The sequence below is a fragment of the Streptomyces sp. NPDC059853 genome, assembly GCF_042731495.1.
Classification (GTDB): Bacteria; Actinomycetota; Actinomycetes; order Streptomycetales; family Streptomycetaceae; genus Streptomyces.
On the sequence record NZ_JBHWJL010000020.1, the window covers coordinates 1 to 12616 of the forward strand.

Consider the following 12616-nt stretch of genomic DNA (forward strand, 5'->3'; position numbering starts at 1 on the left):
GGTACAAGTAGTAATAATAGGCTAGGTAGTAAAAGTTCGGGTAGGGCGTATTCATGGCGTTTTAAAAGTTGTAGGGCTGGGGCCTGGCGTAGGGGTTGTATGGCCTTTCACCATCGAGCTGTTCGCCGGCTCCTCCGACGACAACAACACCCGCTACTTCTTCCAGGGCGCCCTCGACGTCCTCCAGCCCTACCTGGACGGCGGCCAGCTGGTCGTGCGCAGCGGGCAGACCAGCCTCAACCAGATCACCACCCAGCGCTGGGACGGCGGCCTGGCCCAGAGCCGGATGGACGACCTGCTCACCGCGCACTACTCGGGCCACCGGGTGGACGCGGTGCTCTCGCCCTACGACGGCATCTCCATCGGCGTGCTGTCCGCGCTCAAGAGCGTGGGCTACGGCTCCGGCAGCCAGCCCTACCCGGTGATCACCGGGCAGGACGCGGAGCTGGCCTCGATCAAGTCGATCATCGCGGGCGAGCAGACCATGACGGTCTACAAGGACACCCGCGAACTCGCCCGGCAGGCGGTGGCGATGAGCGACGCCCTGCTGAGCGGCGGCGAGGCCGAGGTCAACGACACCGAGAGCTATGACAACGGTGTCAAGGTCGTGCCCGCCTATCTGCTCGACCCGGTGAGCGTGGACGCGGAGAACTACCAGATCCTCATCGACGAGGGCTACTACGCCGAGTCGGACCTGGGCTGAGCGGCCACCGGAGGAGGGAAGACGGCATACGGAGCACGGGAGCGGACACCCATGGCACGTGCACAGCGAACGGCATCCGGACCGGGGGACGACCCCGGGTACGTCCTGCGGATGCGCGACATCACCAAGACCTTCCCCGGGGTACGGGCCCTGGACGGGGTCAGCATGTCGGTGCGGCCGGGCGAGATCCACGCGATCTGCGGGGAGAACGGGGCCGGCAAGTCCACCCTGATGAAGGTGCTCAGCGGGGTGCACCCGCACGGCAGCTACGCGGGGGACATCGAATTCGACGGCGAGCCCTGCGCCTTCCGCGACATCCGCGCCAGCGAGCGGCGCGGCATCGTCATCATCCACCAGGAACTGGCGCTGGTACCGCAGCTGTCCATCGCCGAGAACATCTTCCTCGGCAATGAACGCACCTCGGGGCGGGGAGGTCTCATCTCCTGGTCCACCACGCTGCGCGAGACGGAGCGGCTGCTGCGCCGGGTCGGGCTGACCGGCGAGCACCCGCAGACGAAGATCTCGGCGCTGGGCGTGGGCAAGCAGCAGCTGGTGGAGATCGCCAAGGCGCTGGCCAAGGAGGTCAGGCTGCTCATCCTGGACGAGCCGACGGCGGCGCTCAACGACGAGGACAGCCGCAAACTGCTCGACCTGATCCGCGAGCTGCGCGACCAGGGCATCGCGGCGATCCTCATCTCGCACAAGCTGAAGGAGGTGCTGTCGGTCGCGGATTCCGTCACGATCCTGCGCGACGGACGCACCATCGAGACGCTGCCGGTGGACGGCGGGCTCACCGAGGACCGGATCATCCGGGGCATGGTGGGCCGCGAGCTGGACGCCTACTACCCCGACCGGGTGCCGTACACCGGCGAGCGGGCCGGTGAGGTGGCCCTCGCGGTGCGCGACTGGACGGTGGCCCACCCCGCCGACGAGCGGCGCAAGTCGGTCGACTCGGTCTCCTTCGAGGTCCGGCACGGCGAGATCCTGGGCATCGCGGGGCTGATGGGGGCCGGGCGCACCGAGCTGGCGATGAGCCTGTTCGGCCGGTCCTGGGGCCGGTACGAGCGCGGCACGGTGGCCGTGGACGGACGGGAGGTGTCCACCCGTACGGTGCCGGAGGCGGTGGCCCACGGCCTGGCGTACGTCACCGAGGACCGCAAGACGTACGGGCTGAACCTGATCGACACCATCAGCCGCAACATCTCGCTGGCGGGGCTGCCGGGGATGGCGCGGCGCGGCATCGTCGACGAGCACGCCGAGACCCGGGTGGCGGAGCGCTTCCGCACCTCGATGAACATCAAGACCCCGACCGTCTTCGAGCAGGTGGGGCGGCTGAGCGGCGGCAATCAGCAGAAGGTCGTGCTGAGCCAGTGGATCAACACCGGGCCCCGGGTGCTGATCCTGGACGAGCCGACGCGGGGCATCGACGTGGGTGCCAAGGCGGAGATCTACACGGTGATCAGCCAACTGGCCGCCGAGGGGCGGGCCGTGGTGCTGATCTCCTCCGAACTGTCCGAGCTGCTCGGCCTGTGCGACCGCATCGCCACCATGGCGGCGGGCCGGCTGACCGGCGTACTGGAGCGTGAGCAGGCCTCCCAGGAGGCCCTGATGCGGCTGATGACCCGCACCGGTGACAGCTATGACAGCGCTGTCGGCGGCGGCGAGGCCGGGGAGGCGGCACGATGAGCGGAACCGGAACCACGCTGGACAAAGCGGCGCCCGCGCCGGGCGGCGGCAACGGCGGCGGCCGGGGCGGTCCGTCCGGGGGGCTGGCGCTGCTGGCCTCCGAGCTGCTGCGCTCGATGCGCACCAACATGCGGCAGTACGGCATGCTGATCGCGCTCGGGCTGCTGGTGATCGTGTTCCAGATCTGGACCGGCGGCGATCTGCTGATGCCGGGGAACGTCACCAACATCATTCTCCAGAACGGCTACATCCTGATCCTGGCCATCGGGATGATGATCGTGATCATCAACGGTCACATCGATCTGTCGGTCGGCTCGGTGGCGGCGTTCTCCGGGGCGGCGTCGGCGGTGCTGATCGTCAATCACGGGGTGCCCTGGCCGCTGGCGCTCACCCTGTCGCTGCTGATCGGCGCGGCGGCCGGGGCCTGGCAGGGCTTCTGGGTGGCGTACATCGGCATCCCGTCGTTCATCGTGACGCTCGCCGGGATGCTGCTGTTCCGGGGCGCGACGCAGCTGCTGCTGGACGGTCAGTCCCGGGGGCCGTTCCCGCGCGGCTTCCAGCAGATGAGCCAGGGATATCTGCCGGAGGTCGGCCCGTACACCAACTACCACAACCTCACGCTGCTGCTGGGGCTGCTGGTGGTGACGGTGGTGCTGTTCCAGGAGTGGCGCAAGCGGCAGCAGCAGCGGGAGTACGAGCTGGAGGTGCTGCCGCGCAATCTGTTCCTGCTGAAGTGCCTGGCGATCGTGGCGGCCACCGCCGCGTTCACGCTGACCCTGGCCAGCTACCGGGGTGTCCCGGTGGTGCTGCTGATCCTGTCCGGGCTGCTGATCGTGCTCGGCTACGTGATGCGCAACGCGGTGCTCGGCCGGCATGTGTACGCGCTGGGCGGCAACCGGGCGGCGGCCCAGCTGTCCGGGGTGAAGGACAAGCGGGTCACCATGGCCGTGTTCATCAACATGGGCGTGCTGGCGGCGCTGGCCGGCTGTGTCTTCGCGGGCCGGCTGAACGCCGGTACGCCGGGCGCCGGGCAGCTCTTCGAACTGGAGGCGATCGCGGCGGCGTTCATCGGCGGCGCGTCGATGAGCGGCGGGGTCGGCACGGTGCTGGGCGCGGTGATCGGCGGCCTGGTGCTGGGCGTGCTGAACAACGGCATGCAGCTGGTCGGGATCGGCCCCGACTGGCAGCAGATCATCAAGGGGCTGGTGCTGCTGGCCGCGGTGGGCTTCGATGTGTGGAACAAGCGTCGAGCCCGCACATGAAGGAACAGAACGCGACATGAGTACCCCGCAGCACCGCATCACCGCGGCCCCGCCCGCGCGCACCCCGTTCGGCACCCTGCCGGACGGGACCGGCGTCGACCGATGGACGCTGGCGCGCGGCGGGCTGCGGCTCGCGGTGCTCTCCCTGGGCGGCATCGTCCAGTCCCTGGAGGTACCTGACCGGGACGGGCGGCCCGCCAATGTCTCGCTCGGCTTCGACCACCTGGCGCCGTACGCGGCCGAGGGCGCCTCCCCGTACCTGGGCGCGCTCATCGGCCGCTACGGCAACCGCATCGACGGCGGCCGGTTCACGCTGGACGGGCAGACGTACACCCTGCCCGTCAACAGCGGCGGCCACAGCCTGCACGGCGGGACCACCGGGTTCGACCGGCGGCTGTGGGAGGTCACCCCCTTCGACGGCCGGGACGGCACCGGGCTCACCCTGCGGCGCACCTCCCCGGCGGGCGAGGAGGGCTACCCGGGCACGCTCACGGTGCGGGTGGACTACACGCTCACCGACAGCGGGACGTTCCGCATCGACTACACGGCGGAAACCGACGCCCCCACCCTGGTCAACCTCACCAGCCACATCTACTGGAACCTGGCCGGCGAGGGCAGCGGCAGCGTCGAGGACCACGTACTGCGGCTGGCCGCCGCCCGCTACACCCCGGTCGGCCCCACGCTCATCCCCACCGGGGACCTGGCACCGGTCGCCGGTACCCCGTTCGACTTCACCGCACCGGCGGGCAAGCCGCTGGGCCGCGAGCTGCGGGCCGGACACGAGCAGCTGCGGTACGCGCAGGGCTACGACCACAACCTCGTGCTGGACGCGGGCGTGACGGCGGACCCCGCGTACGCCGCCACCCTCACCGACCCCGGCTCGGGCCGCGGCATGGAGCTGGCCACCACCGAACCGGGCCTCCAGCTGTACACGGCGAACTTCCTGGACGGCTCGCTGACCGGCTCCTCCGGCCGGGCCTACCGGCAGGGCGACGCGGTCTGCCTGGAGACCCAGCACTTCCCGGACTCGCCGAACCGGCCCGCGTTCCCCTCCACCGTGCTGCGCCCCGGCGAGCGGTACCGCAGCAGCACGGTGCACACCTTCACGGCGGGCTGAACCCCGGAGCCCCGGCCGCTTTGTGCCGGATTGCGGGGGTTGGTGGCTCTTGCTGTAGTGGAGAGCATGAGCGCGCCCTTCGGATCGTCGTCCTCGCCCTCCTCACCCGACCCGTTCTCCGATCTGCTCAACCGCTTCTTCGGCATGTCGCCGCTCGCCTCGCCCCCCGCCGTCCAGCGGGTGCCGATCGGGCGGCTGCTCACCGACGCCGCGCGCGAGCTGATCTCGCTCGCCTCCGGGCGGGCCACCCGGGACGGCAGCGAGGACCTGGACACCGGGCACCTGCTGTGGGCCGCCACCCAGGTCGAACCGTCCCGGGGCCTGCTCACGGCCGCCGGGGCGGACCCCGACCGGCTCGCCGAGCGCGTCGAGGACACCCTGCCGCACCCCGGCACCCCGGCCGGCGCCCCGCTGAACCTCACCCCGGCCGCCAAACGCACCCTCATCGCCGCACACGCCCGCTCCCGGACGGCCGGCGTCTCCTACATCGGCCCCGAACACATCCTCGGCGCCCTGCTGGACGACCCGGACTCGGCCGCCGCCCGGCTGCTGCTGACCGACGCCCGGGTCGACAGCGGCCGGCTGCGGGAATCCGCCCGCCCCGGACGGCCCGCCGACACCGGAGCCGGACCGCGCCCCGGGGCACCCGGCGAACGCGAGAGCACCACCCCCACCCTCGACCTCTACAGCCGCGACCTCACCGAGGAAGCCGGGAGCGGACGCCTCGACCCGGTCGTCGGGCGCGCCGAGGAGATCGAACAGACGGTGGAGATCCTCTCCCGCCGCACCAAGAACAACCCGGCGCTGATCGGCGAGCCCGGCGTCGGCAAGACCGCCATCGTCGAAGGACTGGCCCAGCGCATCGTCTCCGGCGACGTCCCCGCCACGCTCAGCGGACACCGCGTCGTCGCCCTCGACATGACCGCGCTGCTCGCCGGCTCGAAATACCGGGGCGACTTCGAGGAGCGGCTGAAGAACGTCATCGACGAGGTACGGGCCACCGAACGCTCCACCATCCTGTTCATCGACGAGGTGCACACCGTCGTCGGCGCCGGCACCGGCGGCGAGGGCAGCATGGACGCCGCCAACATCCTCAAACCGGCGCTGGCGCGCGGCGAACTGCACGTCATCGGCGCCACCACCCTCGACGAGTACCGGCGGCACATCGAGAAGGACGCCGCACTGGAGCGCCGCTTCCAGCCCGTCACCATCCCCGAGCCGACCGTCACCGAGACCGTCCAGATCCTGGAAGGGCTGCGCGACGCGTACGAGGCCCACCACCAGGTGCGGTTCACCGACGAGGCCCTGGCCGCCGCCGCCGAACTCTCCGACCGCTATCTCGCCGACCGCTTCCTGCCCGACAAGGCCATCGACCTGCTCGACCAGGCCGGCGCCCGGGTCCGGCTCGGCGGCGGCCCCGGCGGCGGCACCGACGGGCAGCGGCGCCGCGAACTGATCGACTCCCTCAACCGGGAGAAGGACCAGGCCATCGCCGTCGAGGACTACGAGCGCGCCGCCGACATCAAGCGGCGCATCGCCGAGGCCGAGGCGGAGGGGCCGGACGACGGGGAAGCGGGCGGCGGCGTACGGACCGTCACGGCCGAGGACATCGCCCAGGTCCTCTCCCGCGCCACCGGCATCCCCGTCGCCCAGCTCACCGAGAGCGAACGCGCCCGGCTGCTGCGGCTCGAACACGCCCTGCACGAGCGGATCGTCGGCCAGGAGGAGGCCGTCACCGCCGTGTCCGAGGCGGTACGGCGCTCCCGGGCCGGCATGGGCGACCCGGACCGGCCGGTCGGCTCCTTCCTCTTCCTCGGCCCGACCGGCGTCGGCAAGACCGAGCTGGCGAAAGCCCTGGCGGAGCTGCTGTTCGGCGACGAGAGCCGCATGGTCCGGTTCGACATGAGCGAGTTCCAGGAACGGCACACCATCTCCCGGCTGATCGGCGCCCCGCCCGGCTACGTCGGGTACGAGGAGGCGGGCCGGCTCACCGAGCAGGTGCGGCGCCAGCCCTACCGGGTGCTCCTCTTCGACGAGGTGGAGAAGGCGCACCCCGACGTCTTCCACCTGCTGCTCCAGGTGCTGGACGACGGCCGGCTGACCGACGGCCAGGGCCGTACCGTCAACTTCCGCAACACCGTCGTCATCATGACCAGCAACCTCGGCGCCGACCTCATCCTCTCGCACGGCGGCGAGGTCGACGAGATCCGCGACCAGCTGCTCGACCAGCTGCGGCGCGGCTTCCCGCCGGAGTTCCTCAACCGCATCGACGAGACGATCATCTTCCACCGGCTTACGGACCAGGACCTGGAGCGGGTGGTCGACCTGATGCTGGAGCGCAGCAGACGGCGGGTGCGGGCCCAGGGCATGCGGCTTGAGGTCACCCCGGCCGCCAAACGGCTGCTGGCCGAGCGCGGCCACCAGCCGGAGTACGGCGCCCGGCCGCTGCGCCGCACCATCCAGACCGAGCTGGACAACCGGATCGCCACCCTGCTGCTGGGCGAGCGGGCCACCCCCGGCGACACCCTGACGGCGGACGCGCGCGGCGGCCACCTGGTGGTGACGGTGGCGCGGGAGGCGGACGAGGAGGCCGAGGAGCGCGCCGAGGGCGAGGGCATGCCGCCGCCGATGAGCTAGGACCTGTCCGGTACGGGGGCGGGGCGGCGCCGGTGCGCCATTGCGGTGGCGACATCTGTTCGGCCAGCCGGGCGCCCTGCTCAACGCACCGGGATGAACCTAGCTTGATCCTCATGACGGATAACAGACTCAGCCGCCGTCGGGTGCTGGCCATCGGCGGTGTCGGCGCGGCCGGATGGGCGCTGGCCGGCCACTGCCCCGCCGTGGCCGCCACCCCCGCCATCCCCGCCGCCCCCACCGCGCCGGACACCGCGGACGGTGCCGCCGCCTGGTACGAACTCACCGCGCACCGCGCCGCCGGACCGTACTCCCTGACCACCGAACAGAACCGACAGGACATCACGGACGGCAAGCAGGGCGTGCCGCTCGGCCTCGACCTCACGGTGCGCGACAGCGGCGACGGCACGGCCATCACCGGGGCCGCCGTGGAGGTCTGGCACTGCGACGCCTGGGGCTACTACTCCGGCTACACCGAGGCCAGCCCCGGCGGCGAGGTACGGGCCGAGCGCGAGGACCGCTCCGGCGCCGACCCGCAGTCGTTCCTGCGCGGCTACCGGGTGACCGACGCCGACGGCCGGGCCGCCTTCAGCACGATCGTGCCCGGCTGGTACGACCGGCGCGCGCCGCACCTGCACGTCCGGGTGCACCTCGGGGCGCGGCCGGAGAGCGGCGGATTCGCCGCGGAGGCCACCCACTTCACCGGCCAGCTGTTCCTGCCGGACGCGATGGTGGCCGAGGTGTACGCTCTCGACCCGTACGCCGAGCACACCGGCGAGGGCCCCACCACCCTGGAGCGCGACATCGTCTACGCGGGCGGCGGCACCGCCGACGGTCTGCTCGCCCCCGAACCCTTCAGCACCCGCTCCCCGGCCGAGGGCTACACCGCGGCCTTCACCCTGGCCGCCCCGGTCGCCCGCGCCCGCGAGGCGCGCAGCCACCGCGCCGCCTGAACCGGCCGGACCGTGCGCCCCGCCCCGTCCCGGGCGGCCCGGGACGGGGCGCACCGGCTCAGTCGTGGCCGGCGCCGCAGCAGGGATGCGGGTCCGGCGTCTCGAACGGCACGTACGTCCCGCCGAGCGCCGGCATCAGCCGCAGCAGCAGCCGGCCCGCCACCCACTCGGGGCGGACGTGCGAGCGGGTGACGAGCACCGTGTCCGGGTCGGCGGGGGCGCCGCCCAGCACCTCGGCCGCGTCGATCGCCGTACCGGCCAGCAGTTCACGGACCGTCAGCCGATCGGGCAGGTCCGCGCCGCCGGGGAAGTGCACCGCCCGGCCCCCGTCGCGGCCGGTGTGCTGGGCGGCGGCCAGCGCGGCACCCGGGCCCGCGTCCGTACCCCACCGCAGGCCCGCCGGGCCCGCCACCGCGCCGAGGCCGTCGAGGATCGCCCCGGACGCGGCGGCGGGCACCGCGAGCGACAGGGCCAGACCCGGCCGCTCGCCCGGCGGACGCACCCGGTGGGTGCAGGCGAACGCACCGGCCGGCAGCGGGAGCACACCGGCCAGCCGGTGCAGTACATGGTCGGCGGCGCGCAGGGTCGCCGTGTGCGGCCCGGCGTCGATACCGATGACGTGCGGGGCCGTCACGAAGGCAGCACCCAGATCGGGTTGGAGTAGAACCACAGGTCACGCCACGGGTCGGCGTCCCCCACCACGTCCAGCGCCGGGCCGTGCGGGTCGGTGGCCGCGCCGTGCAGCCCCACCTGCGAGCGGTTGCCGTCGGTGCCGCGCACCCGGACGTACAGCGGACGGTCCACCGTGCCCAGCCGGTAGGTGAGGGTGACGGAGCCGGTCGACCTGTTCACCTCGAAGGACCTGGCGACCTTGGTGCCCGGGGCGCGGAAGCCGTCGCGGTCGCGCGCCTCGCCGGTGACCTCGCCCCGGATCACGTCCACCCGGGCCAGGGTGGGCACGAAGCCCGCCCAGTTGGCGCCGTTGGCCAGGGCGATCTCCAGCCGCAGCTCCACCTCGGTGCCGCGCCGCACCTGGAGGGTGCCGCCGAGGGTGGCGCTGCGGTTGCCGCCGCGCAGCTGGGCGTCGAGGCCGGAGATCAGCCCGCCGTGGTCCACCCAGACCCGGCCGTCGCGGATGCCCTCCATGACGGCGGCGTAGGAGAAGCCGGTGGCGCCGACGTGGGTGCGGGAGTACTGGCCGGGCCAGTAGTCGCCCGCGTCCAGGTTGAGACCGCCGGAGTAGACCGGGTCGCCGTGGTACCCGTCGCGGTTGAAGTCGGTGCCGGCCGGGCGGGTGGCGGTGTCGGCGTAGTTGCTGTGGGAGTCGGAGTTGGCGCTGATCCACCAGGGCTTGCCCTCGGCGAGCAGGCTGTCCCACAGGCCGCCGACGGTGGCGGTCATCCAGTCGAAGCCGCCCCAGGTGCGGTAGCTCTCGGCCGGGTAGGCCGGGAAGGAGCCGGCGCCCGGGCTGGAGTCGTAGTAGCCGCGCCCGCCGCCGGGGCCGCCCGGCTTGGCGATGCCGGCGGCCTGGTGGCCGGGGGCGCCCTCCATGCCGACCGCGATGGTGGGCTGCGCGTCGCGCCAGGCGCGGATCTCGTGCGGGGAGTCGATGCCCTTGCGGGAGGGGTGGTTGGCGAGCATGAGCGCGTCCTTCACCTTCCTGCGCCGCACCTGCTCGGCGAGGAAGTCGAGGCCGGAGATCGCCAGGGCCTCGTTCTCGGGGGTGTCGGCGGTGGCGTTCTTGACGCTGCCGTCGTAGCCCGTCTCGAACCGCTTGAGGACATCGACCTCGTTCTTGCCCGGGTGGACGAAGACGGTGGCGTGCTCGGCGGCCGGGATGTTCCACTCCAGGCCCTGGAAGACGAGGGTGTCGGGATAGGTCTCCCGGGCGGCCTTGATGTCGGGGTTGACCTTCTCGACGCCGATCCGGGCGTGGTTGACGCTGCCGTGGTCGGTGATGACCATCCAGTCCAGGCCGTAGCGGGCGCCGTTGCGCACCTGGTCGGCGACCCGGTACTGGGCGTCGGAGCTGTACTGGGTGTGGATGTGGTGGTCACCGGCCAGCCACAGCATCCGGCCGTTGCCGCGGCCGTTGCCGTTGTTGCCGGTGGGACGGGTCCCGGGGGCCGCGGCGGCGGCCTGGAACGCGGACGAGCCCAGCACGCTCGCCCCGGCGACCCCGGCCCCCAGCAGGCCGGCCCGGCGCAGCATGGTCCGGCGCGAGAGCTGATCGGGACTCAGCTCGCTGTCCGGCACCGCGCTGTCCAGGGCCGCGGGCAGCGGTCCGGGCTCGGTGTCGTGGTCGTGCTGGTGGTCGTGGCCGTGATGATGGTGGTGTCCGTGCCCCATGGGATAGCTCCTGTGGTCGCCGGGGGTAGCTGCCGCAGGCACTCTGGAAGCGGCAGATGAACACAAACCCGTATCGATGCCACGAGCAGAAGAACAGCGGCGGAGGATGCCCCGCACCCGCGCACGGCCGAGGGGCGGCGGCCCGGTCCCGCGCCGGCCCGCCGCCCCGCCCCGACCCGGTCAGCGACCCGGCACCCGCACCTGTCCGCTGTGCTCGGCCGGCGTCCCGCTCCCGTCCCCGGCCTCCCCGGCACTGACGGCCGTCCCGCCGGCCAGCACGAGCAGCCCGGCGGCCAGCGCTCCGGCCCCCAACGCGGCCAGCTGGCGGCACCCGGTGGGCCTGCGATGCTTGCGATGACGCATGGGGCTCTCTCCGGGGACCGATACCGACCTGTACACCTCAAACTAGAAAGCGCTTGTCGGACCGTCAATCCTCCCCACGCGCACCTTCCGTGAGGATCAGGCCACGGAATGGTCACGTCCGCACGGCATCCGCCCCGTCTCCCCGGCGCCTGACGGCCGGGACGCAGCCGGCGTGACGGTGTCCGCACCCGCGTACGGTGCGGAATATGCCTTTGTCCCGTTCCCGACCGTGCCGCTCCTTCCCCTCCCTCCTGCGGCTTGCACGGCTTTTGGGCGGGGTAGAGCGCCTTGCATGGAACCGCCCCGGGCCCACGCCCCGCCGCCGATCGCCGACGCGCTGATCCGGGTGCCCCGGCACGCGTTCATCCCGGCCGCGGCCTGGGTCGAGCCGGCCGCCGGGGACGGGTACTGGATCGACCGGGACCGCGATCCGGACCGCTGGTGGCGGGCTGTGTGCGCGGACACCGTCATCTACACCCAACTCGACGACGGCGGCACCGAACTGACCCCGCGGAACGCGGCGCGCGCCTTCGCGCCCACCTGCTCGGCGTCCAGTCCGCTGCTCATCGCCGCCTTTCTGCGGCGTCTCGCGCCCGCCCCCGGGGACCGGATCCTGGAGGTCGGCACCGGCACCGGCTGGACGGCGGCCCTGCTCGCCGATCTCACCGGCGATCCCGGGCGGGTGACCACCGTCGAGATAGACCCCGCGCTGGCGGCGACCGCCGCGGCGGCCCTGCGCGCCGCCGGGCCGCCGCCCCGGCTGGTGGTCGGGGACGGAACGCGGGGCGTGCCGGAGCACGGTCCGTACGACCGGCTGCACATCACCGCCGGGGTCCGGGAGATCCCGTACGCCTGGATCGAGCAGACCCGGCCCGGCGGGGTGATCGTGCTGCCGTACGCGCCCGTGATGCGGCTGCTGCGGCTGGTGGTGGCCGGGGACGGGACGGCGCTCGGCACCTTCCACGAGGACTGCGCCTTCATGCCGCTCCGCTCCCAGCGCCCCCCGGCCGCGGCCCCGCCCGCCGCGCCCGCGCCGTCCCCCGACCGGGTCCGGCCGCTGGAGCGCGATCCGGCGCCGCTGCTCGACCCGCCCCCCGGGCTCCAGTTGCTCCTCGACGTGCTCATCGGCGATCTGCCGTGGGAGGACCGCACCGGCGCGCTGGTCCTGGACGCGGCCGGGTCGCGGGCGACGGTACGGGAGGGCCGCGTCGCCCAGCGCGGGCCGCGCGATCTGTGGGACGAGGCGGAGCGTGTGCACGCGGCATGGACCGACCGGGGCGCGCCCGGTCCTGACCGGATGGGCCTGCGGCTCACCCGGGAGAGCCAGTACGTCTGGCTGGATGATCCGTCCTTCGCGGTGGCGGACATCCTCACCACGAGAGGGACGAGAGGGGAGACGGAGCATGGCTGACTGTGGGGCGTGCGCGGGCAAGGGGTGGGTCTGGGTGCACGACGACGGCAGACGCCGCAAGGTGGACTGCCCCGTCTGCACGAAGCGTTAGCCCGCCCCGCGTGGGCGGGACCGCCGGCGCCCGGGGATGGACGGGCG

Annotated in this window: 9 protein-coding genes and 1 pseudogene; 7 read left to right on the plus strand and 3 right to left on the minus strand. The window is 72.9% G+C overall.

The window, feature by feature from the left end; all coding sequences use genetic code 11:
- Positions 1-37: 37 nt before the first annotated feature.
- The 6 genes and pseudogenes from ACFV5N_RS03980 to ACFV5N_RS04005 form a co-directional block, all read left to right on the plus strand.
- Positions 38-703 (plus strand): annotated as a pseudogene (locus ACFV5N_RS03980) (substrate-binding domain-containing protein); the annotation flags it as partial.
- A 51-nt stretch (positions 704-754) separates the two neighbouring features.
- Positions 755-2389: an ATP-binding cassette domain-containing protein gene (locus ACFV5N_RS03985; protein ID WP_385593702.1), complete on the plus strand. Its 1635-nt coding sequence runs from the start codon at positions 755-757 to the stop codon at positions 2387-2389.
- Entirely contained in the window at positions 2386-3651 is a 1266-nt protein-coding gene (gene mmsB / locus ACFV5N_RS03990; protein ID WP_385593705.1) for a multiple monosaccharide ABC transporter permease, read from the plus strand. The genes ACFV5N_RS03985 and mmsB overlap by 4 nt, the downstream gene beginning before the upstream one ends.
- A 16-nt stretch (positions 3652-3667) precedes the next feature.
- Positions 3668-4768 carry an aldose epimerase family protein gene (locus ACFV5N_RS03995; protein ID WP_385593708.1) on the plus strand — a complete coding sequence of 367 codons (1101 nt, stop codon included), beginning with the start codon at positions 3668-3670 and terminating at the stop codon, positions 4766-4768.
- A gap of 66 nt (positions 4769-4834) precedes the next feature.
- Positions 4835-7405, plus strand: coding sequence for an ATP-dependent Clp protease ATP-binding subunit (locus ACFV5N_RS04000; protein WP_385593711.1), 2571 nt, complete (start codon positions 4835-4837; stop codon positions 7403-7405).
- Between the two features lie 113 nt (positions 7406-7518).
- The gene (locus ACFV5N_RS04005) at positions 7519-8355 is read left to right on the plus strand and encodes an intradiol ring-cleavage dioxygenase (protein WP_385593714.1); all 837 of its coding nucleotides are present in this window, start codon (positions 7519-7521) and stop codon (positions 8353-8355) included.
- A 58-nt stretch (positions 8356-8413) separates the two neighbouring features.
- On the opposite strand, the gene ACFV5N_RS04010 is transcribed toward ACFV5N_RS04005, so the two are convergent.
- The 3 genes from ACFV5N_RS04010 to ACFV5N_RS04020 form a co-directional block, all read right to left on the minus strand.
- Complete coding sequence (locus ACFV5N_RS04010; protein WP_385593716.1) at positions 8414-8989, minus strand: hypothetical protein; 576 nt, start codon at positions 8987-8989, stop codon at positions 8414-8416.
- The gene (locus tag ACFV5N_RS04015) at positions 8986-10704 is read right to left on the minus strand and encodes a PHP domain-containing protein (protein WP_385593719.1); all 1719 of its coding nucleotides are present in this window, start codon (positions 10702-10704) and stop codon (positions 8986-8988) included. Before ACFV5N_RS04015 ends, ACFV5N_RS04010 begins: the two co-directional genes overlap by 4 nt.
- A 180-nt stretch (positions 10705-10884) precedes the next feature.
- Entirely contained in the window at positions 10885-11067 is a 183-nt protein-coding gene (locus ACFV5N_RS04020; RefSeq protein ID WP_385593721.1) for a hypothetical protein, read from the minus strand.
- A 292-nt stretch (positions 11068-11359) separates the two neighbouring features.
- Here ACFV5N_RS04020 and ACFV5N_RS04025 point away from each other — a divergent pair, with 292 nt between their 5' ends.
- On the plus strand, positions 11360-12478 hold the full coding sequence (locus ACFV5N_RS04025) for a methyltransferase domain-containing protein (protein WP_385593724.1): 1119 nt from the start codon (positions 11360-11362) through the stop codon (positions 12476-12478).
- The last annotated feature ends 138 nt before the right edge of the window (positions 12479-12616 follow it).

What these genes read in the sequence shown, in the direction of transcription:
- ACFV5N_RS03995 (WP_385593708.1), top strand. Translation starts at nt 3,668, where the DNA reads ATGAGTACCCCGCAGCACCGCATCACCGCGGCCCCGCCCGCGCGCACC.
- mmsB (WP_385593705.1), top strand. Translation starts at nt 2,386, where the DNA reads ATGAGCGGAACCGGAACCACGCTGGACAAAGCGGCGCCCGCGCCGGGC.
- ACFV5N_RS04000 (WP_385593711.1), top strand. Translation starts at nt 4,835, where the DNA reads ATGAGCGCGCCCTTCGGATCGTCGTCCTCGCCCTCCTCACCCGACCCG.
- ACFV5N_RS04005 (WP_385593714.1), top strand. Translation starts at nt 7,519, where the DNA reads ATGACGGATAACAGACTCAGCCGCCGTCGGGTGCTGGCCATCGGCGGT.
- ACFV5N_RS04015 (WP_385593719.1), bottom strand. Translation starts at nt 10,704, where the DNA reads ATGGGGCACGGACACCACCATCATCACGGCCACGACCACCAGCACGAC.
- ACFV5N_RS03985 (WP_385593702.1), top strand. Translation starts at nt 755, where the DNA reads ATGGCACGTGCACAGCGAACGGCATCCGGACCGGGGGACGACCCCGGG.
- ACFV5N_RS04020 (WP_385593721.1), bottom strand. Translation starts at nt 11,067, where the DNA reads ATGCGTCATCGCAAGCATCGCAGGCCCACCGGGTGCCGCCAGCTGGCC.
- ACFV5N_RS04025 (WP_385593724.1), top strand. Translation starts at nt 11,360, where the DNA reads ATGGAACCGCCCCGGGCCCACGCCCCGCCGCCGATCGCCGACGCGCTG.